21 protein-coding genes and 1 tRNA gene are annotated in these 24,711 nt (G+C 56.8%); 6 read left to right on the top strand and 16 right to left on the bottom strand.

Going from position 1 to position 24,711, the window contains the following annotated elements; all coding sequences use genetic code 11:
* Nucleotides 1-1,008, top strand: coding sequence for a tRNA (adenosine(37)-N6)-threonylcarbamoyltransferase complex transferase subunit TsaD (tsaD, locus tag C4N24_RS02605; protein ID WP_055186061.1), 1,008 nt, complete (start codon nt 1-3; stop codon nt 1,006-1,008).
* 21 nt (nt 1,009-1,029) lie between these two features.
* Nucleotides 1,030-1,764, top strand: coding sequence for a nitroreductase family protein (locus tag C4N24_RS02600; RefSeq protein WP_112090207.1), 735 nt, complete (start codon nt 1,030-1,032; stop codon nt 1,762-1,764).
* Between the two features lie 282 nt (nt 1,765-2,046).
* On the opposite strand, the gene C4N24_RS02595 is transcribed toward C4N24_RS02600, so the two are convergent.
* From C4N24_RS02595 to C4N24_RS02560, 8 genes are all read right to left on the bottom strand, one after another.
* Nucleotides 2,047-2,946: an NAD(P)H-hydrate dehydratase gene (locus C4N24_RS02595; protein ID WP_112090206.1), complete on the bottom strand. Its 900-nt coding sequence runs from the start codon at nt 2,944-2,946 to the stop codon at nt 2,047-2,049.
* 138 nt (nt 2,947-3,084) lie between these two features.
* Nucleotides 3,085-5,667 carry a translation factor GTPase family protein gene (locus C4N24_RS02590; protein WP_112090205.1) on the bottom strand — a complete coding sequence of 861 codons (2,583 nt, stop codon included), beginning with the start codon at nt 5,665-5,667 and terminating at the stop codon, nt 3,085-3,087.
* Nucleotides 5,668-5,796: 129 nt separating this feature from the next.
* Nucleotides 5,797-6,702, bottom strand: a complete 906-nt coding sequence (locus tag C4N24_RS02585) for a hypothetical protein (protein WP_112090204.1) — start codon at nt 6,700-6,702, stop codon at nt 5,797-5,799.
* An 83-nt stretch (nt 6,703-6,785) separates the two neighbouring features.
* Entirely contained in the window at nt 6,786-8,102 is a 1,317-nt protein-coding gene (locus C4N24_RS02580; RefSeq protein ID WP_112090203.1) for a 2-hydroxyacyl-CoA dehydratase, read from the bottom strand.
* An 89-nt stretch (nt 8,103-8,191) separates the two neighbouring features.
* Nucleotides 8,192-11,131: an acyl-CoA dehydratase activase gene (locus tag C4N24_RS02575; RefSeq protein WP_112090202.1), complete on the bottom strand. Its 2,940-nt coding sequence runs from the start codon at nt 11,129-11,131 to the stop codon at nt 8,192-8,194.
* Between the two features lie 349 nt (nt 11,132-11,480).
* Nucleotides 11,481-12,320 carry a sensor histidine kinase gene (locus C4N24_RS02570; RefSeq protein WP_112090201.1) on the bottom strand — a complete coding sequence of 280 codons (840 nt, stop codon included), beginning with the start codon at nt 12,318-12,320 and terminating at the stop codon, nt 11,481-11,483.
* A gap of 23 nt (nt 12,321-12,343) precedes the next feature.
* A complete protein-coding gene (locus C4N24_RS02565) occupies nt 12,344-13,075 on the bottom strand; it encodes a response regulator (protein WP_112090200.1) in 732 nt (243 codons plus the stop codon).
* Nucleotides 13,065-13,370 carry a hypothetical protein gene (locus C4N24_RS02560; RefSeq protein ID WP_242983169.1) on the bottom strand — a complete coding sequence of 102 codons (306 nt, stop codon included), beginning with the start codon at nt 13,368-13,370 and terminating at the stop codon, nt 13,065-13,067. Before C4N24_RS02560 ends, C4N24_RS02565 begins: the two co-directional genes overlap by 11 nt.
* Before the next feature lie 439 nt (nt 13,371-13,809).
* Between C4N24_RS02560 and C4N24_RS02555 the strand changes: the two genes are divergently transcribed.
* The 3 genes from C4N24_RS02555 (at nt 13,810) to C4N24_RS02545 (ending at nt 18,191) form a co-directional block, all read left to right on the top strand.
* The gene (locus C4N24_RS02555; RefSeq protein ID WP_112090198.1) at nt 13,810-17,007 is read left to right on the top strand and encodes an ABC transporter ATP-binding protein/permease; all 3,198 of its coding nucleotides are present in this window, start codon (nt 13,810-13,812) and stop codon (nt 17,005-17,007) included.
* Nucleotides 17,008-17,125: 118 nt separating this feature from the next.
* Nucleotides 17,126-17,953, top strand: a complete 828-nt coding sequence (locus C4N24_RS02550; RefSeq protein ID WP_112090197.1) for a TrmH family RNA methyltransferase — start codon at nt 17,126-17,128, stop codon at nt 17,951-17,953.
* Between the two features lie 165 nt (nt 17,954-18,118).
* Nucleotides 18,119-18,191: transfer RNA gene (locus tag C4N24_RS02545), tRNA-Ala, on the top strand.
* A 73-nt stretch (nt 18,192-18,264) separates the two neighbouring features.
* Here the strand turns inward: C4N24_RS02545 and C4N24_RS02540 are convergent.
* The 7 genes from C4N24_RS02540 to C4N24_RS15575 all read right to left on the bottom strand — a co-directional run bounded on the left by C4N24_RS02540 (nt 18,265) and on the right by C4N24_RS15575 (nt 23,963).
* The gene (locus tag C4N24_RS02540; RefSeq protein WP_112090196.1) at nt 18,265-19,989 is read right to left on the bottom strand and encodes a recombinase family protein; all 1,725 of its coding nucleotides are present in this window, start codon (nt 19,987-19,989) and stop codon (nt 18,265-18,267) included.
* Nucleotides 19,990-20,115: 126 nt separating this feature from the next.
* A complete protein-coding gene (locus C4N24_RS15275) occupies nt 20,116-20,271 on the bottom strand; it encodes a hypothetical protein (RefSeq protein WP_005922167.1) in 156 nt (51 codons plus the stop codon).
* 97 nt (nt 20,272-20,368) lie between these two features.
* The gene (locus C4N24_RS02535) at nt 20,369-21,190 is read right to left on the bottom strand and encodes a DUF6551 family protein (RefSeq protein ID WP_112090195.1); all 822 of its coding nucleotides are present in this window, start codon (nt 21,188-21,190) and stop codon (nt 20,369-20,371) included.
* On the bottom strand, nt 21,181-21,852 hold the full coding sequence (locus C4N24_RS02530) for a type II toxin-antitoxin system PemK/MazF family toxin (protein WP_044959999.1): 672 nt from the start codon (nt 21,850-21,852) through the stop codon (nt 21,181-21,183). The genes C4N24_RS02535 and C4N24_RS02530 overlap by 10 nt, the downstream gene beginning before the upstream one ends.
* Before the next feature lie 135 nt (nt 21,853-21,987).
* The gene (locus tag C4N24_RS02525) at nt 21,988-22,215 is read right to left on the bottom strand and encodes a hypothetical protein (protein WP_112090194.1); all 228 of its coding nucleotides are present in this window, start codon (nt 22,213-22,215) and stop codon (nt 21,988-21,990) included.
* A gap of 378 nt (nt 22,216-22,593) precedes the next feature.
* Nucleotides 22,594-23,067: a sigma-70 family RNA polymerase sigma factor gene (locus C4N24_RS02520; RefSeq protein WP_112090193.1), complete on the bottom strand. Its 474-nt coding sequence runs from the start codon at nt 23,065-23,067 to the stop codon at nt 22,594-22,596.
* A 524-nt stretch (nt 23,068-23,591) separates the two neighbouring features.
* A complete protein-coding gene (locus tag C4N24_RS15575) occupies nt 23,592-23,963 on the bottom strand; it encodes an ImmA/IrrE family metallo-endopeptidase (protein WP_242983168.1) in 372 nt (123 codons plus the stop codon).
* Nucleotides 23,964-23,966: 3 nt separating this feature from the next.
* Here C4N24_RS15575 and C4N24_RS15570 point away from each other — a divergent pair, with 3 nt between their 5' ends.
* On the top strand, nt 23,967-24,146 hold the full coding sequence (locus C4N24_RS15570) for a hypothetical protein (protein WP_242983167.1): 180 nt from the start codon (nt 23,967-23,969) through the stop codon (nt 24,144-24,146).
* A 152-nt stretch (nt 24,147-24,298) separates the two neighbouring features.
* Here C4N24_RS15570 and C4N24_RS02510 read toward each other — a convergent pair whose 3' ends face one another.
* Nucleotides 24,299-24,580, bottom strand: coding sequence for a hypothetical protein (locus tag C4N24_RS02510; protein ID WP_005922176.1), 282 nt, complete (start codon nt 24,578-24,580; stop codon nt 24,299-24,301).
* Between the last annotated feature and the right edge of the window lie 131 nt (nt 24,581-24,711).

Below are 24,711 nucleotides of genomic sequence, written 5' to 3'. Positions count from 1 at the left end.
ATGATCATTCTCGGAATCGAGTCTACCTGTGATGAGACCGCCGCTGCACTGGTGGAGGACGGGCGGCATCTGCTGAGCAACGTCATCTCCACCAGCGTCAAGGAGCAGGCGCTGTACGGCGGTGTTGTGCCGGAAATCGCCAGCCGCCGCCACTGCGAATTTATCAGTGCTACGGTCAAAAAAGCCCTGCTGGACGCCGGCAAGACCATAGACGATGTGGACGCCGTGGCCGTCACCTTTGCGCCGGGGCTTATCGGCGCGGTGCTGGTGGGCGTAAATTTTGCCAAAGGGCTGGCCTACTCGGCGGGCAAGCCGCTGGTGCCGGTGCACCATCTGCGGGGACACATCGCCGCGCTCTATCTGACCCACCCGGAACTCAAGCCGCCCTTTTTGTGTCTGGTGGCCTCCGGCGGGCACAGCCATATCGTAGAAGTGCAGGACTACACCCACTACCACATTCTGGGGCACACCGTAGACGATGCTGCGGGCGAAGCCTTTGACAAGGTAGCCCGCACGCTGGGTCTGCCCTACCCCGGCGGCCCCAGCGTAGCCGCTGCCGCCAAGACCGGCGACCCCAAGGCCTACCGTCTGCCGGTGCCCCATGTGGAGGGCAAATATAACGTGAGCTTTTCCGGTTTAAAGACCGCCGTACTCAACGAGGTGAACAAGGCGCAGATGAAGGGCGAGGAAGTGAACGTACCCGACCTTGCTGCCAGCTTTCAGGAGCGCATTGCGGGCATTCTGGCCGAAAAACTGCTGCTTGCCGCTGCCGATACCGGGGCAAAGCAGGTGTGCCTTGCCGGCGGCGTAGCCGCCAACGGCCGTCTGCGTCAGCTGGTGAATGACGGTGCCCAGAAGCTGGGTGCAAAGGTCTACCTGCCGGAACTGAAGTTCTGCGGCGACAACGGCGCGATGATTGCTGCACAGGGCTACTACCAGTACATTGCCGGGCACACCGCCGGGCTGGAACTGAACGGCCTGCCCACCCTGCCCATCGACTATGAATAAACACAACACGGAGGTGTTCCCATGACCGAGCGCAATCCTATCCTGCAAAGCCTGTTCGACCGCAAGTCGGTGCGGGTGTATGAAGAAAAGCCCATTCCTGCCGAGATGAAGCAGGCCATTTTAGAAGCTGCCACACAGGCGCCCTCTGCGGGCTGTCAGCAGCTGTATACCATTTTAGACGTCACCGACCCGGCACTGAAGGAAGTGCTGGCCGAAAGCTGCGACCACCAGCCCTTTATTGCCAAAGCGCCGCTGGTGCTGGTGTTCTGCGCCGACTGCAAAAAGTGGTACGATGCCTACTTAGAGGTCGGCTGCACGCCCCGCACCCCGGGTGTGGGCGATTTGATGCTGGCAGTCACGGATGCCGCCATTGCCGCCCAGAACGCCGTAGTCGCCGCCGAAAGCTTTGGCATCGGCTCGTGCTACATCGGGGATATCATGGAGAACTGCGAAACCCAGCGCAGCCTGCTGCATCTGCCGGACTATGTGTTCCCGGCGGTGATGCTGGTGTTCGGCTGGCCCACCCAGCAGCAGAAAGACCGCGTAAAGCCCCAGCGCTGCGCCATGGAGCACATCGTGCACGAAAACGGCTACCGCACCATGGACGGCGCGGAGCTGCGGGATGCCTTTGGCTACAAGGCTGGCAACGCGCCCTTTGAGCAGTGGTGCACCGCCTTCTGCAACCGCAAGTATAACTCCGATTTTTCCAAGGAGATGACCCGCTCGGTGGAGGAATATCTCAGCCAGTTCCGCTAAATCCGGCGGACATTCTGCATTCCATTTTCACCGGGTTGAATCTGCATGGTTCTATTACAGCGCAACCGTTTCCGCAGGAAACGAGCGCTGTAACTGCCGTTTCCCATCACGACCCCTATCGTGAAAAAGTGGTTCAGAAACGTCCGCAGACGTTTCTGAACCACAAATTATAATAATCATTCCGCTGAATATGCCCAGAGCGCAAGCGGAGGGCATTCCAAATCGTTTTACCCCAAAAAGCGGCAGCTGCACGGCGTTTTGTGCAGCTGCCGCTTTTCTCGTTTATCTCTGGTTTTCCGCAAACAGTGCGCCCAGCTCCGGCAGGATATCGTGGGGCAGCATCCCGTACTCGCCGCGCTTTGCAGCGGCGCGGTCGGCGGCGGCACCGTGCAGGTATACCGCACAGGCAGCGGCTTCGTAAGCGGGCAGACCGCAGGCCAGCAGCGCCGCCAGCATCCCCGCCAGCACATCCCCGCTGCCGCCCCGGGCAAGCCCCGGGTTGCCGGTGGGGTTCACGCACACCCGCCCGTCCGGGCTTGCCACCACGGTGTGTGCCCCTTTCAGCACCACCACGGCGTTCCATTCTTTGGCATACCGCAGGGCAATGCCTTCCCGGTCGGCGGCAAGTTCTGCCGCCAAAAACCCGGTCAGCCGCGCCATCTCGCCGGGGTGCGGGGTGACTACCAGTTCTCCCGCTGGGTGGGGGAAGGGCTTGCCCTCGGCCAGCAGCTGGGCGGCGGCGTTCAGGCCGTCTGCGTCCAGCACCGCAGCCCCGGCAAAGCCGGGCAGAAGCTGCTGCACCAGCGTGCGGGTCTCGGTAGCCCGGGCAGCGCTTTGCGCTGTGCCGCCAAGGCCGAGCCCCAGCAACAGCACGGTAGCCTTCTGCCGCCGGAGCAGCGGCACATTTTCCGGCGCAATGCCGCCCTGTGCGCCCTCCTTACAGGGACACAGACAGCACTCCGGCAGGCGGGTGACGGCGGCACTGACCACCGGTTCCACACTGGCAAGGGTAACGATGCCTGCCCCGGTGCGCAGTGCACCCTCGGCTGCCAGCAGCGCAGCACCCCGGTAAAAGGCACTGCCCGCCACCGCCAGCACGCTGCCAAAGGTGCCCTTATGGCTGTCCCGGGCACGGGGCGGGATGCTCTGCCAGACAAATTCTTCGGTAATTTCCACAGCCATGGGTGCACCTCCAGTGGAACGATTTGAATGCCCTCCGCGTTGCTCTGGGCATTTCTAGCGGAATAATTATTTTAGATTTAGCATTTGCAGCGGCCAATAGGCCGCTGCAAATGCATTCTCTCAAAATCAGGGGCGGCATTACGCCTGTCCCTGCACAAGGGCGCGGATCTGCTTTTCCACGTTCTGCACTTCCTCGTGAAACATCCGGGCGGACACGCGCAGCGCGCCGTGACCAAGGATAATGACCTGCTCCATGCCGTCCGAGGTCGCCACCCGGACGCGGCGGCTTTTGCCGATCTCGTGGGTGACCCGCTCGATGAACATATCGGCGGTCTCGGCTTCCTTGGTATAGACCACATGGATGTTGTGGTACTGCTCAATGGCACCCGGGCTGCCGGGCACGCGGTAGGCATCGAACACCAGAATGAGCACGCATTTCTGGTAGCCCTGATAGTTGCACAGGATGTCCATCAGCCGATGGCGGGCAGTGTCTAAGCTTTCCTTTGCCAGCGCATTCAGCTCGTCCCACGCAAAGATGATGTTGTAGCCGTCCACCAGCAGATACTCCGGGGCAATTTCCCACTGTTCGGCGGCAAAATCCGGGCGTTCGGTCTTTTGCACCGGACGGAAAGCCGCCAGCGGGTCCCGCTTGATGGGGCCGTAGGTGCGCTCAAAAATCTTGAGCAGCTCGGCATCCTCTTCCAGCGTGGCGCGGTAAGCCATGGCACGGCGCTGGGGCGCAGCCTGCACCTCCGGGCGGGCAGGCTTTGCCTTGCCCCAGCCGCTTTCAACGTGCATATGGCTGCGCACCTCGCTCCACGGCACCACAAAGCCGGCACCATGGGCGCAGAACACGGAATCTGCGGGGTTTTCCAGATCATGCTCCGGCTGATAGCCGCTCTCTGCAATGACCTGCCGCGCGTTGTGGCAGGGGCGGTAGCCGTCCAGCGTCAGGCTCAGGTGTCCCCTGCCGCGGGTGTAGCTGACCACTTCCATGGGGTAGCTGCGCATGGTAGATACCGGCGCAAAGCCGGTCAGGGTAGCCGTGTCGGTGCCGCTTTCCGGCGGGTCAAAGCTGCCCTCCATGCGCTGGATATCACTCATGGCGCGGCCAATGTTCTCCACCGGCACTTCCAGCCGGAAGGCATACCACGGCTCTAACAGCTGGCTTTTTGCCAGCATCAGCCCCTGCCGCACGGCACGGTAGGTAGCCTGCCGGAAATCGCCGCCCTCGGTGTGCTTGAGGTGCGCTTTGCCGGTGAGCAGAGTGATTTTCACATCGGTCAACGGTGCGCCGGTCAAAACGCCAAGGTGCTGTTTTTCTTCCAGATGGGTCAATACCAACCGCTGCCAGTTTTTGTCCAGAACCTCTTCCCGGCAGTCGGCGGCAAACTGCATCCCGCTGCCCCGGGGCAGCGGTTCCAGCAGCAGATGCACCTCGGCATAGTGGCGCAGCGGCTCGTAATGGCCTACGCCCTCCATGGGCTCGGTGATGGTCTCCTTATACAAAATGCCACCCGGGCCAAAGGATACTTCCAGCCCGAACCGCTCTGCCAGCAGGCTGCGCAGCACCTCCAGCTGCACCTCGCCCATCAGCTGCACATGGATCTCGCCCAAGCTTTCGTTCCACACCACATGGAGCTGGGGCTCTTCCTCTTCCAGCCGATGCAGTTTGGCCAGTGCAGCGTGTACGTCCGCGCCCTCCGGCAGCAGCACCTGATAGCTGAGCACCGGTTCCAGCACCGGCACATCGCTGTCCCGCTCTGCCCCAAGCCCGATGCCGGGCTTTGCGTGGGTCAGGCCGGTCACGGCACACACCTGTCCCGGGCCGATGACCTCGGTCAGGGTATACTTTGCGCCGGAGTACAGCCGCAGCTGGTTCGCTTTTTCTGCCCACGGCTCGCCGTCTGCTTCGCCGGTAAGCAGAGCCTTTACCTTCAGCTCCCCGCCGGTGACCCGCAGCCATGTCAGGCGGGTGCCCTGCTCATCCTGTGATACCTTGAACACCCTTGCACCAAAGGCGTGCAGCGCCGGTGCGGGGCGGGTGCAGCGGTCAAGCCCATCCAGAAGTGCATCCACTCCGTCCAGACGCAGTGCCGCCCCGAACCAGCACGGAAAAACGTGCCGCCGGGCAACTGCGGGGATAATGTCTGCATCGGTCAGGGTGCCTGCATCCAGCATTTTCTCCATCAGCTGTTCATCGCACAGCGCCAGTGCTTCGTTGCGGGCGGCAGGCTCTGCGCCAAAATCCACAAAGCCCTCGCCAAGGCGGTGGTTCAGCTGGGTGAGCAGCTGTTCCCGGGTCATGCCGGGCAGGTCCATTTTATTCACAAATACAAAGGTGGGCACATGGTAGCGCCGCAGCAGCCGCCACAGCGTTTCGGTATGGCTCTGCACGCCGTCCGTTCCGCTGACCACCAGCACGGCGTAGTCCAGCACCTGCAAGGTGCGCTCAGTCTCGGTGGAAAAATCCACATGGCCGGGGGTATCCAGCAGAGTAATGGCAGTATTGCCCGCCGTAAGCAGCGCCTGCTTGGAAAAGATGGTGATGCCGCGTGCTTTTTCCAAGCTGTCGGTATCCAGAAAGGCGTCTCCGTGATCCACCCGCCCCAGCTTGCGGATAGCACCGGCGCGGTAGAGCATGGCCTCGGAGAGGGTGGTCTTGCCGGAGTCCACATGGGCCAGAATGCCCAGTACGATCTGTTTTTGCGTTGTTTCCATGCACTGCTCCTATAAAAAAGTTTCTCATTTATTGTAGCACGCTTTGCCGGGAAAAGAAAGTTTTCCGGTATAAATCCCGCAGGCAAAAAACAGCACCGGACAGAAAACGGTCTGCCCGGTGCGATTTTCTTAAAAAAGATCCAGCATATTGTCCAGATAAATTGTCTCCCGCACCTGCAGCTGGTATTCCGGCTTTGTCATGTAGTAGAGCAGAAATTCCAGCACCAGTGCGCTGCCAAGTCCCCTGCCCTCTATTTTAAAGTGGGAAAAACCTGCGGGCAGATACCGCTGCCGGATATCCTCCACCCCGATAAATCCGGGGCTGCGCATCGCCTTGGAAAAGCGATAGCCCCCGGCAGCATCCGGGGCGGCGCAGCGGTGGTCCGGGCAGTCCTCGCCCAGATTCTGACGGCTGACCGTCTCGTAGCAGCGCTTGCGCTCTGTGCAGCCGAACCAGCAGCACTCGTTGCACAAAAACTCTACCTTGGCTTTTTGCTCCGGCGGCAGGGTGCGCAGCTGTTCCAGTGCCGGGTTCAGCCGGAAATCCGGCACCACATACCGGAACTGCGGCTTTTCCAGTTCCTGCCGCAGCTGCGCAAAATCGGTGAGCACCTTGGTGGTGGAGGAAACCAGATACAGCTCCGGCCAGCGCTGTTGCAGATAATCCGCCAGCAAATCGGAATGGACGATAACGCCGTTTGGCACACTGCCGCCTTTTGCAAACTGCTCACACAGGGCGTTGCACTGCGGGTCGGCAAGGTGCTCAGCCCGCAGCAGGGAGTTGCTGAAGGTCAGCCGCCCGGAGATGCCGTATTCCCGCAGCAGCGCCAGCACCTCGCGCGCAGCCGTCCCGCCGCAGGAGATGCGTCCCCCGCCCCAGATGCAGCCCGCCGGTGCGCCGTAGATAGAGCCGATGGCGCACCAGTCGTAAAAATATTCCCGGTGTTCCCGGTACAGCGGCAAAAAACGGCGGTACAACTCGTAAAACTCGAACAGGCCGGGCAGATGATAACAGGCAGCTGCGGGCTTTTCCATGGCGGTTCCTTTCCTGCAAAAAGGGAGCTGCTGCGTAAAAATGCCGTGCAGCGGCTCCCCTGTTTTTATCGTATTTGCTTTTGTTACACGGTAGCGCCGACCTGAGGAGCGCCGCCGGCAAGCTGCTCTGCCGTAAGCGGCTGAGCTTCCACAGGGGCGTTCAGCCGCTCCTTTGCCACAGCCAGCATCAGCTTGATGCGGTTTTCCTGATTGACCCGGGTGGCGCTGGGGTCGTAGTCGATGGGGGTGATGTTGGCGCTGGGGTACAGCGCACGGATCTTGTTCACCATGCCCTTGCCCACGATATGGTTGGGCAGGCAGCCAAAGGGCTGCGCACACACAATGTTGCCGTAGCCGCCCTGCACCAGCTCGATCATCTCGGCGGTCAGCAGCCAGCCCTCGCCCATTTTTGCGCCCAGCGAGATAACCCCCTTGGGCTTTTCCACCAGCTCCTTGAAGGGGCCCGGCGCATAGAACCCGGCGTCCGTCTCGGCCTTGAGCATGGCACGCTCCACGCTGTCCAACCAGTTGAGGAACTGGTCGGTGCCCACCTTTACAGCCAGCTTGCCGCCGTACAGCACATGATCCTCGCCCATGTTGAAAGCGCAGTACTGCACAAAGCCCATCAAGCCGGGGAAGTTCACCTCGCAGTCCTGACTTTCAAGGAATTTTTGCAGATCGTTGTTGCCCAGCGGGCTGTACTTGACGTAGATCTCGCCCACAACGCCCACCTTGACCTTGGGCACCCGGGTGACCGGGATGGCGGCAAAGTCCTTGGCGATGAGCGGGAAGGTGTGCTTCATTTCCCGGGAAGTAAAGCCCTTTCCGGCCAGCAGGGCACGACCCAGACGGGCGATCCAGCGATCCACCATGCGGTCGGCGGCACCCTTTTCGTTCTCGTAAGGGGCAACCTGATTGCGCAGCGCACACAGCATATCACCGTAGAAGATGCAGGCGATGCACTTGCGTGCCAGCGGGAGGGTCATCTGGAAGCCGCTGTCCTTTTCCAGACCGGAAAAGTTCAGGCTTGCCACCGGGATCTGCGGGTAACCGGCCTTGACCAGCGCCTTGCGCAGCAGATGGATGTAATTGGAGGCACGACAGCCGCCGCCGGTCTGGGTGATCAGCAGGGCGGTGTGCTCCAGATCATACTTGCCGCTGTTCAGCGCATCCAGAAACTGGCCGATGACCAGCAGCGCCGGGTAGCAGGTATCGTTATGCACATACTTCAGCCCCAGCTGTGCCACGGCACTGCCGCAGTTGCCCAGCAGCTCACACTTATAGCCTTCGCAGCGCAGTGCGTACTCCATAAGCCGGAACTGGGTCACGGCCATGTTGGGGATCAGGATGGTGTGGGTCTTTTTCATCTCCGGGGTAAATTTAGGATAATGATATTCCATAGGTTCCTCCTATGTTACTCTAAACAAGATAGTCCCCGCAAAAACTTCCCCCGCCGGGGGAAGCCTTTCAGCCTATCTCAAGGTTTCTTTTACTCTGCCTTTTCTGCGGCGGCTTCGTCCCGCTCGTCCAGTGCGGCAAACAGGCTGCGCAGGCGGATGTTCACGGCACCGAGGTTCGTGATCTCATCGATCTTCAGCTGGGTATACAGCTTATTGCCCCGCTGCAAAATCTCTCGGGTCTCGTCGGTGGTAATGGCATCCACACCGCAGCCGAAGGACACCAGCTGCACCAGATCCATATCCTTCTGGGTGGTGCAGTACTTGGCGGCGGCATACAGGCGGCTGTGGTAGGTCCACTGGTTCAGCACGCTGGTGGGGAACTTCTGCACTCGGTTAGAGATGCTGTCCTCGGTGACCACCGCAGCCCCGTGGCGGGTGATCAGGTGGTCAATGCCGTGGTTGACCTCCGGGTCCACATGGTAGGGACGACCTGCCAGCACGATGATGCGCTTGCCCTGACGGCGTGCCTCGTCGATGATCTCGCTGCCCTTTACTCGGATCTTTGCCATGTGTGCTTCGTACTCCGCGTAGGCAGCATCGGCTGCGGCCTGCACTTCCCGCTCGGAGATGCCGCCAAAGTACTTGGGCAGCACCTCTTTTGCCATTTTGTGCACAAAGTCCTTGGGGCGATGGATGCCCACATAATCATAGATGAACTTTTTGCCCTCCAGCTCCGGGCAGTTGCCTGCCAGAACCTCCGGGTAATAGGCCACCACCGGGCAGTTATAGTGGTTATCGCCCAAGCCTTCGTCCACATTGTAGGTCAGGCAGGGGTAGAAGATGGCGTCCAGCTGCATCTGGCTCAGCGCCTTGATGTGGCCGTGGCTCAGCTTTGCCGGGAAGCAGGCGGTATCGCTGGGGATGGTAGCCTGTCCGGCCAGATACAGCCCGCGGGTGGACACCGGGCTGGTGTGCACCGCAAAGCCAAGGCTCGTCCAGAAGGCGTACCAGAAGGGCAGCAGTTCGTAGAAGCCCAGACACAGCGGGATGCCGATGGAGCCGCGCTTGCCGGGCACAGGCTTGTAGCTGGCCAGCAGCTGCTGCTTGTAGGCGTACAGGTTCAGGCTGTTATCCTCGCTTTTGCCGGTAACGGGCTTATCGCAGCGGTTGCCGGAGATGAACTTGCGGCCATCGGCAAAGGTGTTGACGGTCAGCTGGCAATGGTTGCCGCAGCCGCCGCACTTGACGCTGACCACCTGCTGTGCAAAGCTTTCCAGCTCCTGCTCGTCCATCATGGCAGAGGTGGTCTGGTTATTTTTATGGCTCTGGCGCAGGCCGTACAAAGCAGCGCCGTAAGCGCCCATCAAGCCGGCGATATCCGGCCGGATGACCTCCACGCCCATCTCCTTTTCAAAGGCGCGGAGCACGGCTTCATTATAGAAGGTACCGCCCTGCACCACGATCTTGCGGCCCAGCTCTTCCGGGCTGGAAGCGCGGATCACCTTGTACAGCGCGTTCTTGACCACGCTGATGGACAGGCCTGCGGAGATATTCTCGATGCTGGCACCGTCCTTCTGTGCCTGCTTGACCGAGCTGTTCATGAACACGGTGCAGCGGCTGCCCAAGTCCACCGGGCGGTCCGCGAACAGCCCCAGCGCAGCGAACTCCTTGACATCATAGCCCAGTGCCTGTGCAAAGGTCTGCAAAAAGCTGCCGCAGCCGGAGGAACAGGCTTCGTTCAGGAAGATGTTGCTGATCGCGCCATCCTCGATCTTAAAGCACTTCATGTCCTGTCCGCCGATGTCGATGATGAAATCCACGTCCGGCATAAAGTACTTGGCAGCGGTAAAATGCGCCACCGTTTCCACCAGACCGTAATCACAGCGGAAGGCGTTTTTCACCAGTTCCTCGCCGTAGCCGGTGGTGGTGACGCTCGCTACCTGCAGCCCCGGGTGCTCCTTATAGATCTTGAGCAGCTGTTCCCGGATGAGGGGCAGCGGGTTGCCGAGGTTGGGCTGATAATTGGTGTACAGGATCTGGCTCTTTTCGTCCACCACCACCAGCTTGACGGTGGTAGAGCCGGAGTCGATGCCGATATGCACCGGCCCGCAGTGGGCACTAAAAGCCACGCGGGGCACACTGTGGGACATATGCCGTGCATGGAAGGTCTCGTACTCCTCCTTGCTGGCAAACAGCGGCGGCTCGCTGGCATAGGTAGCGGTAGCGGCGTACCTGTCCAGCGCAGCGGCTACCTCGGTGAGCACAAATTCCTTATCGGCATATAGGGCAGCGCCCAGCGCCACATACAGCAGGCTGTTTTCCGGGCAGGTGCCGGTCACGTTCAGCGCTTCGTCAAAGCTCTTGCGCAGCACGGTGCTGAAGGTGAGCGGGCCGCCCAGATAAAGGATGTTGCCCTTGATGGGGCGTCCCTGCGCCAGACCGGCGATGGTCTGGTTGACCACCGCCTTATAGATGCTGGCGGCGATATCCTCGGTGCGGGCACCCTGATTGATCAAAGGCTGCACATCGCTTTTGGCAAACACGCCGCAGCGGGAAGCGATGGTATAGGTGCGCTGCGCCTGTTCGGCAGCCTTGTTCATCTCATCGGCGCTCATCTTCAGCAGGGTGGCCATCTGGTCGATGAAGGCACCGGTGCCGCCGGCGCAGCTACCGTTCATGCGCACCTCGGTGCCGTTGGTCAGAAACAGGATCTTGGCGTCCTCACCGCCCAGCTCGATGACACAGTCGGTCTTAGGCATAAAGCGCTTGACCGCCACGCGGGTGGAGAACACCTCCTGCACAAAGGGCACGCCGCAGCTGTCTGCCAAGCCCATACCGGCAGAACCGGAGATGCTGAGCAGCGCCTTGCAGCCATGCAGCTGCTCGGCATCAATGCGCCGCAGCAGCTCCTGCGCCTTTTCCAGAATATGACTATAATGTCGTTCGTATGTAGAATACAGCAGTTCATCATGCTCGCCCAGCACCACACACTTGATGGTGGTACTGCCGATGTCAAGACCTACTCTCACCTTGTTTTCCCTCCTAAGGACAAATAACCGGAGCGTAACGCCCCGGCTGCCATGGCAAACAGCCGTTTGCAGCAAAGGTGTGCAACGGCAGCTTTCTCTTTTCAGCAGCCCGCATCGCGCAGCTACGCTGTTTTTAAGCAGCATTCGCTATAAAAAATGCAGTAAATGCGTTTTTGCATACACTATTATTATAATCCAATCGCGGGCAGCATTCAATCCATGTTGTCTATTTTACACGAAAAAAATAGTATTTTTTGCTCAAAAGGCTGAACTTTTTGTGAACAAGTGTCGTTTTTTCCCTCAAAAAAAGCTGCCGCACAAAACGCTGTGCAGCAGCCCCTCTACATTATTAAAGCTCCTTCTCCGGGTCTCCGCGCTCCGGCATGGTGCGCATCTCCCGCACCAGCATAGCGCGCAGATGATACCGGCGCTGCTCCTGCTCGGTCTCCGTGTCGGTGCGCAGCTCCACTGTGCCGTCGGGACGGCTTTCGCCCGCATACAGCGGAATGCTTACCACCGCTCTGGTGCCCTTTTCAGGCGCAGGCTCCAGCTGCAGGCTCCAGCCCATCCTGCGGCAGCACTCCTGACAGAGCAGCAGCCCCAACTGTGCCCCGCCCAGAAAGCTGCGGCGGTTTTCCAGCGCCGCCTGCGCATCTTCGCCGGGCAGGCCGCAGCCATCATCGGTAAAGGTCAGCAGCCATGCCGTCTGGGTGCGGCGCAGCGCAATATTGACACTGCCGCCCTCCCGGCTGGCACGCAGTGCATTGGAGAGCAGATGCAGACACAGCAGCTCTGCATCGCTGCGGTCTGCCAGCGCACAGCAGGAGGTCCACCCGCCGTAATCCAGATGGATCTCCACCCCAAGCTGCGCCCGGATCATATCAGCCTGCGCCGCCACCTGCCGCAGCAGATCACACAGATCGACCGGATACAGCTGCGGCTTTTCGTCCCCGCGCAGAAACTCCAGCAAAGTCATAGCTTCGCTGAGGGTGCGGTCCAGCTTCACAGCAGCGGCGTTGATATCCGCCACTGCCTGCCGGGTAGACTCATCTGCACCGGTGCGGTCAAAATGCTGTTCCAGATATTCACAGTTGTGTCCGATCAGCGCCAGCGAGCGAAAGCAGACCTCCTCGATCCGCTTTTGCTGATCCGCCGTAAGTGACCTCGCGTCTGTCCTTTGCTGCTTCATTGCTCTGCCTCCCGGGACACCACTTATTTATCTGTTTTCTGCCGGAGCACAGCACTTCTGACCGCATAGATCAGCTTGCCGGTGGTGGGCTTGCCGCTGCCCAGCCCCGTATCGGCTTTAAACGCCAGCCATGCAGGCCCCGGCCTTGCTTCCAGCTGATCCACCATGCGGCGGATGCCGCTGTCCACCGCAGTGACCGATGCTTCAAACTGCTCGCTCACCGCCTGCAGGATCTCCTTGCGGATCGCCAGCTTCTGGCTGGTGCTGCACACAATGCTGACCGCACAGGTGAGGTATCTGGCATTGATGTCTGCACGTGAGATGCCCCATGTCTCGTACAGCTGGCCGCACTGCTGCTCCAATTGCTGGTTTTGCTGGCCCGGCATACGGTAAAGCTGCCACAGCAGCCTTTTCAGCTCAGTGCCTTCTACGCAGTAACAGCGGTCGCAGCCTTCCGGCAGCACCGCAGCTCTGCGTCGGCCTGCACACTGCACCAGCAGCACCGGCCTTTCCTTCAGCTGATACAGCTGCCGGACAAACTGCTCCATAGACATATCCGCCAGCTCACTGCACAGCACCACGGCATCGCAGCGGGCACCCTGCTGCAGCCGCTGCAGCAGCTTTTCCCCGCTGCAAAAGCAGGTACATTCAATGGCGCTTCCCTGTTCCTGCAGATAGCGCTTTTGAACACGGAGTTCCTTCAGATCATAGCTTGCAAGGGCAACCCGCAGCTGGGCTGTTCGCTCACTGTTCACACCAAGCGCCGCCTTTCCCTCCTGCCGGGTCGACAGCCGTCAGCTCTGTGACAACGTCCTGCCAGATCTCCGGCTGAACTCCATTCTCGCACAGATAGCGCAGGATCCGATAGCAGAATTCCGGCGCAGCCGCAACATACTGACTGTCCACCCGCTGTCGGTTGCCCAGCCTGCATAAGGTCAGTCGGCAGCCTTGTGCGCCCTCCACCTCCATGGCATACACCAGCGTATACGCCTTCTGCAAGCCATCAATGGCAGAATACTGCCGGATCATGGGTGAAAATGTACGTTCCATTTCAGTTCCTCCTTACCGCAAGGGCATTGCTTTTTTGCCTTGAATGTCCTTTTTTATTGTATGGAGCAGGAGAAGCTGTTACAATCCTAAAGAAATGTTTGTCCATGTCTGGTTTATGCGGCTTTTCAGAAATGTGTCGTCAGTTTTTCAATTCCGACACATTTTTCATGCGGCGCAATGGGTGTCCGTGTTTTGTTCCGTGCGCCGCTGACAATTTTAGAATAGCACGTTCACCCCGTAAATTCAACCGGTATCTTTTTCCGTTTTCTCTTTTTTGTCCTATACACGCAGATAAACGCCGGCTTTGTCCTTCCTGCTTTATCTTGTCATGGTTTATTCACAAGATTTTGCTATAATAAATTATATATTGTCTGTAACTCTCACCTACTTTGATCCATAGGCTCAGCGCCCGGCGGCGCGGTACCGGAAAGGCACATCTATGCTCAAACTCAAACAGATCAACAAGGAATACAAGACCGGCGAGCTGGTGCAGCACGCACTGAACAACGTCAGTCTGAACCTCCGGGATAACGAATTTGTGGCCATTCTGGGGCCCAGCGGCTCCGGCAAGACCACGCTGCTGAACATCATCGGCGGTCTGGACCGCTACGACAGCGGCGACCTTATCATCAACGGCATCTCCACCAAAAAGTATACTGACCGCGACTGGGACTCCTACCGGAACCACACCATCGGCTTTGTGTTCCAGAGCTATAACCTGATCCCTCACCAGACCGTGCTGGGCAACGTGGAGCTGGCACTGACTATCTCGGGCGTTTCCAAGGCCGAGCGCCGCCGCCGTGCCGCCAAGGCTTTGGAGCAGGTGGGACTGGGCAACCAGCTGCACAAGCGCCCCAGTGAGATGTCCGGCGGACAGATGCAGCGGGTAGCCATTGCCCGTGCGCTGGTGAACAACCCCGATATCCTGCTGGCAGACGAGCCCACCGGCGCTCTGGACAGTGAGACCAGCCTTCAGGTGATGGAGCTGCTCAAGGAGGTGGCACGTGACCGGCTGGTGGTCATGGTCACCCACAACCCGGAGCTGGCCGAGCGCTACGCCACCCGCATCGTAACGCTGAAGGACGGCGTCATCTGCTCCGACTCCATGCCCTACGAGCCCGAGGACGATGCTGTTTGCGCAGCCCCCGTGCACCGGAACATGGGGCACTCTTCCATGTCCCTGCTCACCTCCCTTTCCCTCAGCTTCAACAACCTGCTCACCAAAAAGGCGCGCACCCTGCTCACCGCCTTCGCCGGTTCCATTGGCATCATCGGTATTGCGCTGATCCTTTCGCTTTCCAACGGTGTAAACCGCTATATCAGCGAAACGGAGCGTTCCACGCTGGCCTCTTATCCGCTGCAGATCAGCAGCTCCGGCATGGATCTGACCAGCCTGCTGGACCCCAGCACCCATGCCGACGCGCTTGGCTCTGCCCCCGCCCCGGAGGGCATGGTGACGGTCCGGCAGATGCTGGCACAGCTGAATATCGGCGCTGCCACCAATGACCTGCGCTCTTTGAAGGCTTATCTGGACAGCGACGCCTGTTCCATCCGGGATAATGCCACGGTGGAATACACCTACAACGCTTCCCCGCTGATCTACCGGCAGGACGCAGACGGCACGGTGCATAAGCTGAACCCGGACACCACCTTTACTGACCTTGCCGGTCAGAACACCTCGGTATCCAGTCTGCTCACCTCGGTATCCAGTCCCCATGTGTTCGGCGAAATGGCCGAGACCCCTGCCCTATATGAGGATCAGTACGACGTAAAAGCCGGCCGCTGGCCGGAAAAGTACAATGAGCTGGTGCTGGTGCTGAGCGCCAACGGCAGCATTTCGGACTATGCCCTATACGCCATGGGAATGCGGGATCAGGCAGAGCTGGATAAGATCCTGCAGCAGTACGCCAGCAACCAGCTGGTCGATCTGCCCGATGATTACGGCACCTACACCTACGAAGAGTTTCTCGGCAAGACCTTCCGGCTGGTCAACAAAGCCGACTGCTACACCTATGATGCCGAACACAAGCTCTGGCTGAACAAGCAGGCCGATGCCGATTATATGCAGCAGGTCGTGGCCGACAGCGAGGAGCTGACCGTTGTGGGCGTTGTTCAGCCCAAGGCTGATGCCACCTCTGCCATCCTGTACACCGGGCTGGACTATCTGCATGAGCTGACCTATCATGTGATCGATCAGGCTGCCGACAGCGCCATCGTGCGCCAGCAGCTGGCCGACCCGGACACGAACGTGCTGACCGGCGAGCCCTTTGGCGCTGCCGGCGGCACTGTGCTGGACATCGCCTCCCTGTTCTCTGTGGACACGGATGCCCTCAAGGATGCTTTTCAGTTCGATACCAGTGCCCTGCATTTTGACCTGAGCGGCGCCTTTGACCTGACAGATGGCTCCTTTGACCTTTCCACCCTCATCGACCCCTCCAGCTTCCAGCTGGATCTGAGCGAACTGCCCCTGCCGGACATGGATATGCGGGAGCTGTTCGATGGTGTAGAGCTGCACCTTTCGCAGGATGCGCTGCAGGAGCTGATGAAAAAGATCATGAATGGCTACAAGCGCTATCTCATCAGCAATGGTCTGCTGAATCTGGACAAGCTGGGCTTTTCCTCCTATATGAAAACTGAAGCCTTCCAGAAGCTGCTGTCGGAATCCATCGGGGATCTGCTGGAGGACTCCGGGCTGGAGGAGCAGTTTGCCGATGTGCTGCAGCAGAATATGCAGGCTGTCATGGAGACCTACTCCACCCAGCTGGGCGAGGCATTGCAGACCCAGCTTACTGCTGCCGTACAAAGCCAGATCGGCCCCGCCATCCAGCAGCTGGCAGGACAGCTGGAGCAGAAGATCGCACAGGCGATTCAAAGCAACATTGCGCAGCTGAGCGGGCAGGTGGAAAGCGCCCTCAAGGTCGATCCTGCTGCCTTCCAGAACGCGATCCAGCTTAACATGACCGGCTCCGACCTTACCGATCTGATCAGGAGCACCCTGCTCTCCTCCGCTTCCAGCTACGACAGTGTTCTGAGCAGCATCGGCTATATAGACTACGCCAAGCCCGACTGCATTTATATCTACCCCAACAGCTTTGATACCAAAGCGCTGATCGTGGACGAGCTGGACGCCTACAACGCCGCCATGCGGCAGCAGGGCGAAGAGGACAAGGTGATCCTTTACACCGACATGGTAGGCACCCTGATGACCTCGGTCACCGAGATCATCAGCATGGTCAGCCACCTGCTCATTGCCTTTGTGGGCATCTCGCTGGTGGTGTCCTCCATCATGATCGGCATTATCACCTATATCAGCGTGCTGGAACGCCGCAAGGAGATCGGCATCCTGCGTGCCATCGGTGCTTCCAAACACAATGTCTCGCAGGTGTTCAACGCCGAAACCTTTATCATCGGCCTGTGCTCCGGCGTAATGGGCGTGGTGCTCTGCCTTGTGCTGCTGATCCCCGGCAATATGCTGATCCACCACCTTGCCGGGAACGCCAATGTGGTGGCCGCTCTGCCGCCGCTGGGTGCGCTGATTTTGATCGTTCTGGCCACCCTGCTTACCATGCTGGGCGGCCTGATCCCCGCCCGCAGCGCCGCAAAGAGCAACCCCGTCAAGGCGCTGCGCTCTGAGTAAGCGGCTGCTTTTCCTTCTGCATTCAAATCCCTGCTGTGTTCTGTGTGCAGCAGGGATTTTGCATTCTGCCCCGGCTTGTGCTACAATAAGGAAAAATCTGTTTTGAAGGAGCGTTTCCATGCCTGTCATTCACGAGATCACCGACCTTACCGCCCCGGAACTGGACATCTACGCCCGGCTCACGCAGGCGCAGCTGCGCAACCGGCTGGAGCCGGAAAAGGGCATTTTTATCGCCGAAAGCCCCAAGGTGATCGCCCGGGCGCTGGACGCCGGATATCAGCCCCTTTCCCTGCTGATGGAGCGCAGGCAGATCACCGGCCCGGCACAGGAGATCTTGACCCGCTGCGGCGATGTGCCGGTGTACACCGCCGACCGGGAACTGCTGGCACAGCTCACCGGCTTTGCGCTGACCCGGGGCGTGTTGTGCGCCTTCCGCCGCCCTGCGCCCCGCACGGTGGAGCAGGTTTGTGCTCACGCCCGCCGGGTGGCTGTACTGGAAGGCATCGTGGATTCCACCAACGTGGGCGCTATCTTCCGCAGCGCTGCCGCGCTGAACATGGATGCCGTGCTCATCACCCCCTCCTGCTGCGACCCGCTGTGCCGCCGCGCGGTGCGGGTGAGCATGGGCACCGTGTTTCAGGTGCCGTGGGCGCAGATCGGCACCTGCCCTGCCGACTGGCCGGAAAACGGCAGCGCCCAGCTCCACGCGCTGGGCTTCAAGACCGCTGCCATGGCGCTGAGCGACCGCTCGGTCAGCATTGACAACCCCGCTCTTGCCGCCGAGCCAAAGCTTGCCATCGTGCTGGGCACCGAGGGCGATGGGCTGGCAGGCAGCACCATCGCCGCCTGCGATTACACCGTAAAGATCCCCATGTCCCATGGGGTGGATTCCCTCAACGTAGCCGCCGCCAGCGCCGTAGCCTTCTGGCAGCTTGGCCGGTTGTAAGTCTCCGCTCATGCTCTCCAAAACTGCTTGACAAACGCCCTAAAACGCGGTACACTATCAGCGTCATCATCATGGGCCTATAGCTCAGCTGGGAGAGCAAGCGTTGCATTCCCGATCTGGTGTTATAGCTCATTTGCCTCCATTAGAAATTGGGTGCTTTTTTGTGGGCTCGTAGCTCAGTTGGGAGAGCGTTCGGTTCGCATCCGAAAGGTCGAGGGTTCGACTCCCTTCGAGTCCATAAAACGCCGTATCGTTTAACACGATACGGCGTTTCTTTTTGCTATTCTTCGCAAAATCGTGCATCATTCGTCTTAACAGCGCAAAATCGCGTGTGCAGCATTTTTAGGCACAATGCTTATGGTTTCACCTGCTGTTTTGTCTAAAACGACGATTCCGGCATTTGATGCACAACGCCCAACTTTTTGAGGATTTTGCGACTTGTTTTTCTGATTTTTGCCCCGTCCGGCCGATGCTGCGTGACGCTTGAACTCCTCAAATTCGTCCAGCGGTACATTGAGAACGATCTCGATATTATAGTCGCGTCCGACACGCACTTCTTTGATAAACTGTTTCAAAATAGCCTGACGCCTTTCAAAACTGGCTCCCTTATAGGTGCTTGCCCATGTGAATAAATCACTGCAATTACGTTCAGCCTTCTGGTTCTGCTCCTCGATTTCCTTCAACTTCTTTTCCGAGTCTGCCAGATTGGTCTGTGCGGTAAGCAGTGCTTCCTTGTTTTCATTGACCATCTGCTGGATCATCTCGCGGTCGAGTCCGCTTGTTCCTTGGATGACACGAATCATTTCCTTTTTTAACGCATCCTGTTCGTCAACCTTGGTCTGGACTTCCTCTTTCCAACGAGTTGCTTCCTTTTTGGCAGCATCCAAATCTTTACGCCGCATTTCTTCCAGAAGATTGCTCTTGGAGCACTCCAGAATTTCTTCAAACTTCATGCACACGATGCTTTCTACAACTGCGTCCAGTGTCGTCACACCATAACCGGACTGTCCATCGCACTGCCCCGGATGCCGAACATTAAAGTTGCAGCTATAACGATAACGCTTTTCTTTTACGACAGTACCATCTGCCCGAAGCCGAGTGCGTCCGCTGCTGGTAATATTCAAACGATTGCCGCAGTGGGCACAGAACACTTTACCACAAAGCAAAGCATGAGGACTGTACGAATCTGCGTCCTCACCCTTTTCTCTGCGGCGGGCATCCCGCAGTTCCTGAGCTTTTTCAAATACTTCCGGCTCGATGATCCGCAACTCAGGGCATTCTTTTTCAACGTTGCCATTGATAAGATAACCCGTGTATCCTTTGTTACGAATCATCCTGCCAATCGTAATATTAGGGATGTTCTTTCCATTGCGCCCCATAATATTGTGTTCGACAAGATAGTTGCAGATCCGTTTTGCGCCGTATCCCTCATAAACATACTTCTGAAAGATCAGTCGCACCACGGCGGCTTCTTCCTCGTTGATTTCCAAATCGCAGACAGCTTGGTTCTTTTTGTTCAAGCGGCCTTTCTGGACACGCTTGTAACCAAAAGCTACAATGCCGCCAGTGTAGTGACCTTCTTCCGTAAGCTGTTCTATACGGGTGCGAGTACGGATAGAGGTCTTGATGCTCTCGCCGGATGCTTGCCAGTAGCGGATATAGTTCATCAGCTTATCGACATGGGAATCAAAACGTTGCTGACCTTCATTTACGCTCCAGACCTCGACCCCTTGCTTCGTGAACCATTCCACGATAAAGGGCGTTTCGTCGTCACGCCGACCCAGACGGTCAAACATGAACACCAGCAGAACATCAAACTCTCCGGCAGCAGCCGCCTGCTGAAGCAGCTGGAGCTGATCGCGGTCTTTTGCAGATTTCTTAAAACCGGAAACGCCTTTTTCGGAAAACTCCTTGACGATTTCCCAGCCCTGCCGTTCTGCAAATTCGTGGCAGGCTTCTTTTTGCATGGGTATGTCATCCTTTTCGACCTGTCCAATGGTCGAAACACGGTATAAGGTATATACACGTTTTTTCATCGTTGTTACTCCTTATGTAAAACTAAAACAACGATACTGTGCGCACACTCGTTTGTTTGAATTGGTTGCTGCATCAACTGTACCATTATTTTAGTGCTGGACTATCCTTGTTGCAAGGATGTCGGTTCAACTGCAATTCTTGGCTTCCTCGCAGAGGGTATCATGAATCAGTTTCTGAAGAACCTCCATGCTGTCACCATCTTCTGCATAAGTGATTTTCACTTTGCAGCCATTAACGATATACGAATCCTGCGACACAGGAATCACATTCATATTGGTCATATCTAGCCCTTCTTTCAAAAGTAGCGATAGCGCGATATAATTATGTAATAAGAGGCACCCGCAGCTTGCAGGTGCCTCTTGGCAGAGAAAATATGTTTTAGAACTTCATCGGCAGAGCGTCCTTGCGGCCTTTGCCGTTGTAAGCCATGTAGATGGGAAAAACGTATTTCTTCCATCCGGGCAGCTTTGCAGGGTTATCCCTGCCGACACGGTAAATCTCCATGGGATGGACGCTGCCAAGCGCACGAACCAGCCGTTCCTCGCTGAACTCGCCGTGATACAACTCCACAAAGTGCATCATGCCACGCAGGACAGATGCACGGAACGAATCGGGTTTGCCATCCCACGCAGCCACGATCAACCGCAGGGATTCGCAGTAGATCTTTTCGCCCATCTCGTTATACAACTTGAGCGCGGTGCCCACGCAGCTGATGCGGTAATCGCTCAACTGCAAACTGTCATAGTTGAATGCCAGCCCCACCCGGTTGGTAGCAGCGAGAAATTCTTTGGAAGGAGCATCATCGCCCGCAACCTTTGCTCGTAGCTTGATGCCCGCAGACAAAGGGGCAGAATGGCCGTTCTGCTCGGCAAAGAGCAGGGCTTCCTGCTGCATGGTCATACCGGTGTAGACCTTGCAGAGAATCGGCAAGGCTCTGCCGCCGTTACGAAGGATGCGCGCTTCGATGGTGTGCTGGCCATCCACCACATAATACTTGCCGTTGCGGAAGCTGATCTTCGGCTCATTCGCAACGTATTCATTGAAGTCAGCAGCAATCAGTTCCACCCGCTTGCGCTGTACCCCCCGCTGGTAGATTTCACGGGGGTAGATCAGCTTACTGCTGTGAATCACCCTCATTTGGTAAGGCGGGGTGATATTGAAGGAAGCTGCAAAATTTTCAGTGTCATTCTTCAGGCGCATCTGATTTCCTCCTTAATTCGCCAAATGTATTTTTCAGCTTCGGTCAAAATCTCAGTCACTTGCTTCTTACGCTTCGGGCTGGTGAGCAAGCTGGGATTAAAGGTGAAGCTGTATTCAAGCCGCTGGATCATTGCGTGAACAGCGGATTGCAGTTCGGTGTATAACATCATTTCTTCGACTGTTCCTGCATCCTCAAAATCGGATTTGATAGGAGTGTAGGGATAGACAGGCGGCTTACCGTCAACTACTTCTGGCGGTGCGTAAGCCGCCGTAGAACGGACGATCGGTTTGAGTTTTTGGATACTTCCCATCGGGTTCAGCGCAAGGCTGATTTTCACAGCATCATCGACCCGCCCCATCTCTTCTGGGGTGAGGTGTCCGACAAATCTTTTGACACGGCTTTTGTCGATGGTGAAGATTTGCTCAGCCTGAACGATGGACGGCTCCAGCCCCTCCGGTTCCACCAGACAATGCGTCGGCTGCGTAGCTTTCTTTTCTGTCTTACTTGTCAAAGTCGCAACGATCAATGTCGGTGAACAGGAGTTTCCCACATCGTTTTGTAAGATGACCGCTGGACGGGTTCCGCTTTGTTCGGAACCCGTGCGGTTGTCAAGTCGAACAAAGTAGATGTCTCCGCGTTGGAATTTCAAAGTAGATTCCAAATTGCGAAACCTCCGTTTGGATATGTAAGAGACCCACTGCACCTCCTAGGCAGCGGGTTTCTGTTGAAGTATGGGAGCAATTCTTTTTATACGATACACATCATCTCCTTCGATGACTGAGATAAAGCACCGGTATCAACGGTGCATTACAACATAATCGTAACCACGCCGGGTCTGACAGACAGTGCAAGTGTCCATGCTGTTGTCTGCACTCGGCACGATAGCAATTTTGAAAGCCTTGGCTTCTACGAAATGTCGCAGACAGGTTGCACAGAGGGTTCGGATGGACTTGATCATTTCCGGGGTCAGTTCCATCTCCTTATAAATTTCCTGTTCGCGCACCGTAGGATTCAACTCGTCCATTTGAGTAGTCCTCCGTGTTAGTAAAAGTGGATAGCGGATAAATATGTAAAAGAACAGGAGTGACCGGAGACCGAAAACAGCATCCGGTCACTCCTGATAAAATATGTTCAGGTCTCGCATATTCGCCCTCGGCTCCCTGCGAGTGGGGCATAAACATCTGGCAGCGGACTTGTACCGCTTCATTGGCATTTCAGCCACCCCGTCTGCTTTGTGACCGGGCCGCGAATTACGGAAGTATCATTATCGGAGTACCAGATGACGGAACTATTCAGTTTTCAAGGTGCGCGAGGTCGGACGCTTTGCCCTGCGGCAGATGCCGCTTGGGAAATTGTCCCTTCACTTGGTAGCCGACGAAAATGGTCATTCTGCACCCTAAAATTAAAAGTTCTTCAAAAAATTAGTGATTTTAATAATTCGCTTACTAATGTTCTGGTGAGCGATGCCATAAGCTTTAGATAATTCAACCGTGCTATAACCCTCATAGATGTAGAGTGTTAAGAGTTCAAGATCCTCATCGGACAGCTTTTCAAGTGCCGACAGAAGATGCTCGTCCTCGATTTCACCGATCCATACAAATTTACTCTTAGTTTCGTGATAGGTATCCTTTGTGGTAATGGCCTCCTGATAGCGCAACATCAAGGGAGATGCTTCTTCCTCGGAACTTTCATACGCAGGAGCAGTGAATTCCTGCGTCCGCTCGACGAAGGTACGCTCTGAATTGAACTGCTGACGGTCATAGTCGTACATCTTCTGGATGGCATCTTCCGTCATTCCCGCAGCTGCGTACTCAATGCGCAGCTTTTCCCAGTGTGCTTCAAACTTCTTCAACTCATAGCCCTTATTAAAAGACATCGTAAACCTCCAAATTTTCGATAAGTCGTGAAAAGTCGAAAATTTGGAAGGCTACGGATATTTCGCTGCTTGGGGCATCCACGAAAAATGGACAAACATAAAGCCTGCTCCTTTTTACGGGAGCAGGCTACCTGAAGGCTAAAAAAATAGCCGGACAACAGCCAACTGAGGGATCTTCAAAGAAAATCTCTCAATCAGCTGTTGCCCGGCTATTTGGAGCGCGTTTCATTCATTGCCTTGCGGCAATGGCCCGTTGCTCGGAGCGAACAGTCCATATTCAGGGTGCAGTGCACCCGTATTTGTTAAAATGACTGGAAAATCACCGGCGTCTGAACGCCAGATCAAGCCTCAGGGTCTCCTTGCACTTACTGCATTTTACTTGCAGTGTACCGGAACACCCATCAATTTTTTTGTATAGTTTATTACCGCAAACAGGGCAGAACCTCCAGCCAATGCTGAATTGTGCCTGCTGTATATTGCTCAGTGGTTTATTTTAAAAGAACGACTATTTGACTGAATCATGTTCATTCTCCAAATCGGATGATGTCCAATGGATGGCAGTGGATGGGCTTGCCGTTTATGACCTGCATCTGCTGTAATCTGATTCTGATAGCAGACCACGATACTCCCATCCGCGCAGCCATCTCCAGAATTTTATTATAGTTCGGGTCAGATGCGGATTTGTACAGGATTCCATTCGGCAAACGCAGCGCTGCACGTTCTATTTCGGCGTTGACCAGAAATGTTGGCATCAGCAACTCTGCCGCAAGGGTATTCGCCTGCCATTCTTCCCACGAGGGCTGTCCGTTTCGTTCCCGATAGGCAATGTGCCCACGGCACTTGACTGCTTTTCCGTAGTCGTTCGGGAATAGGTCAGCCAAAATCTGATGTGCCACTTCATGCGCTATCGTGAAATTCCGGCATCCAGTGCACCTGTCTGCCGCAAGGGCGGAATCGATTACAACGTCCCTCGGCATAAAAACCTCTACAAGCTTTGTCCCATCCCCCAAGATTACAGTAAACCTGCATTTCTGGAAAACGGTCAGTCCAAGGATGCTGCCATCGCTGCACAGCGGTAGCATTTTCACATTCAGCCCAAGAACAGAACTTGCAAATTGCTCTAGGTTAATAGGTGACGGGTTATCTTTGCTGATCCCGAAGCAGGTATAGTACTGGTCGATATACTTACCCGCTATGCGCGAAAGGTCTGCGCGGGATAAGTACCTTGCCATCACGAAGCACGGCTTTCCGGCACGGAGCAGTAGGCTTCCACGAACCACTTGCCTTGTTCAAGCCAAAGATTCCGCTTCTGCCCGCAGATCATGCAGGTGAAGCACTGCCCCTTCCCGCCAAGGCGCGATGTGCCACGCCTGACAGCCAAAACACGGTCGATTCCATAGATATGGCTTTTGTCGTAGTTGATGGCAAGAGGGCGGATCTTGCCATCAGGTGTAAAGCGAACGTCCACTTCAACGTATCTCTTTTCACGGTGGAGCTTGTTGTCATCACGCATCGAGGGGCCTCCTTCTCATTTTTTAGGTTGTTTTTGCGATGGTTTAATTTGGATTTTTTACACCAATTTGGCGTTTTCGGCTTGATTATACCGCGATTAGTTTTAGTTGTCAACTACAAATTTACGAAAAT

This window comes from Faecalibacterium prausnitzii, assembly GCF_003287405.1.
In the GTDB taxonomy this organism is placed as follows: Bacteria; Bacillota; Clostridia; order Oscillospirales; family Ruminococcaceae; genus Faecalibacterium; species Faecalibacterium intestinale.
This window is presented reverse-complemented; position numbering and strand designations above follow the sequence as displayed.

What these genes read in the sequence shown, in the direction of transcription:
- C4N24_RS02600 (WP_112090207.1), top strand. Translation starts at nt 1,030, where the DNA reads ATGACCGAGCGCAATCCTATCCTGCAAAGCCTGTTCGACCGCAAGTCG.
- C4N24_RS02580 (WP_112090203.1), bottom strand. Translation starts at nt 8,102, where the DNA reads ATGGAATATCATTATCCTAAATTTACCCCGGAGATGAAAAAGACCCAC.
- C4N24_RS15570 (WP_242983167.1), top strand. Translation starts at nt 23,967, where the DNA reads ATGCGCTATCGTGAAATTCCGGCATCCAGTGCACCTGTCTGCCGCAAG.
- C4N24_RS02585 (WP_112090204.1), bottom strand. Translation starts at nt 6,702, where the DNA reads ATGGAAAAGCCCGCAGCTGCCTGTTATCATCTGCCCGGCCTGTTCGAG.
- C4N24_RS02590 (WP_112090205.1), bottom strand. Translation starts at nt 5,667, where the DNA reads ATGGAAACAACGCAAAAACAGATCGTACTGGGCATTCTGGCCCATGTG.
- C4N24_RS02520 (WP_112090193.1), bottom strand. Translation starts at nt 23,067, where the DNA reads ATGTCTTTTAATAAGGGCTATGAGTTGAAGAAGTTTGAAGCACACTGG.
- C4N24_RS02570 (WP_112090201.1), bottom strand. Translation starts at nt 12,320, where the DNA reads ATGAAGCAGCAAAGGACAGACGCGAGGTCACTTACGGCGGATCAGCAA.
- C4N24_RS02525 (WP_112090194.1), bottom strand. Translation starts at nt 22,215, where the DNA reads ATGGACGAGTTGAATCCTACGGTGCGCGAACAGGAAATTTATAAGGAG.
- tsaD (WP_055186061.1), top strand. Translation starts at nt 1, where the DNA reads ATGATCATTCTCGGAATCGAGTCTACCTGTGATGAGACCGCCGCTGCA.
- C4N24_RS02560 (WP_242983169.1), bottom strand. Translation starts at nt 13,370, where the DNA reads ATGGAACGTACATTTTCACCCATGATCCGGCAGTATTCTGCCATTGAT.
- C4N24_RS02595 (WP_112090206.1), bottom strand. Translation starts at nt 2,946, where the DNA reads ATGGCTGTGGAAATTACCGAAGAATTTGTCTGGCAGAGCATCCCGCCC.
- C4N24_RS02550 (WP_112090197.1), top strand. Translation starts at nt 17,126, where the DNA reads ATGCCTGTCATTCACGAGATCACCGACCTTACCGCCCCGGAACTGGAC.
- C4N24_RS15275 (WP_005922167.1), bottom strand. Translation starts at nt 20,271, where the DNA reads ATGACCAATATGAATGTGATTCCTGTGTCGCAGGATTCGTATATCGTT.
- C4N24_RS02510 (WP_005922176.1), bottom strand. Translation starts at nt 24,580, where the DNA reads ATGCGTGATGACAACAAGCTCCACCGTGAAAAGAGATACGTTGAAGTG.
- C4N24_RS02535 (WP_112090195.1), bottom strand. Translation starts at nt 21,190, where the DNA reads ATGCGCCTGAAGAATGACACTGAAAATTTTGCAGCTTCCTTCAATATC.
- C4N24_RS02555 (WP_112090198.1), top strand. Translation starts at nt 13,810, where the DNA reads ATGCTCAAACTCAAACAGATCAACAAGGAATACAAGACCGGCGAGCTG.
- C4N24_RS02540 (WP_112090196.1), bottom strand. Translation starts at nt 19,989, where the DNA reads ATGAAAAAACGTGTATATACCTTATACCGTGTTTCGACCATTGGACAG.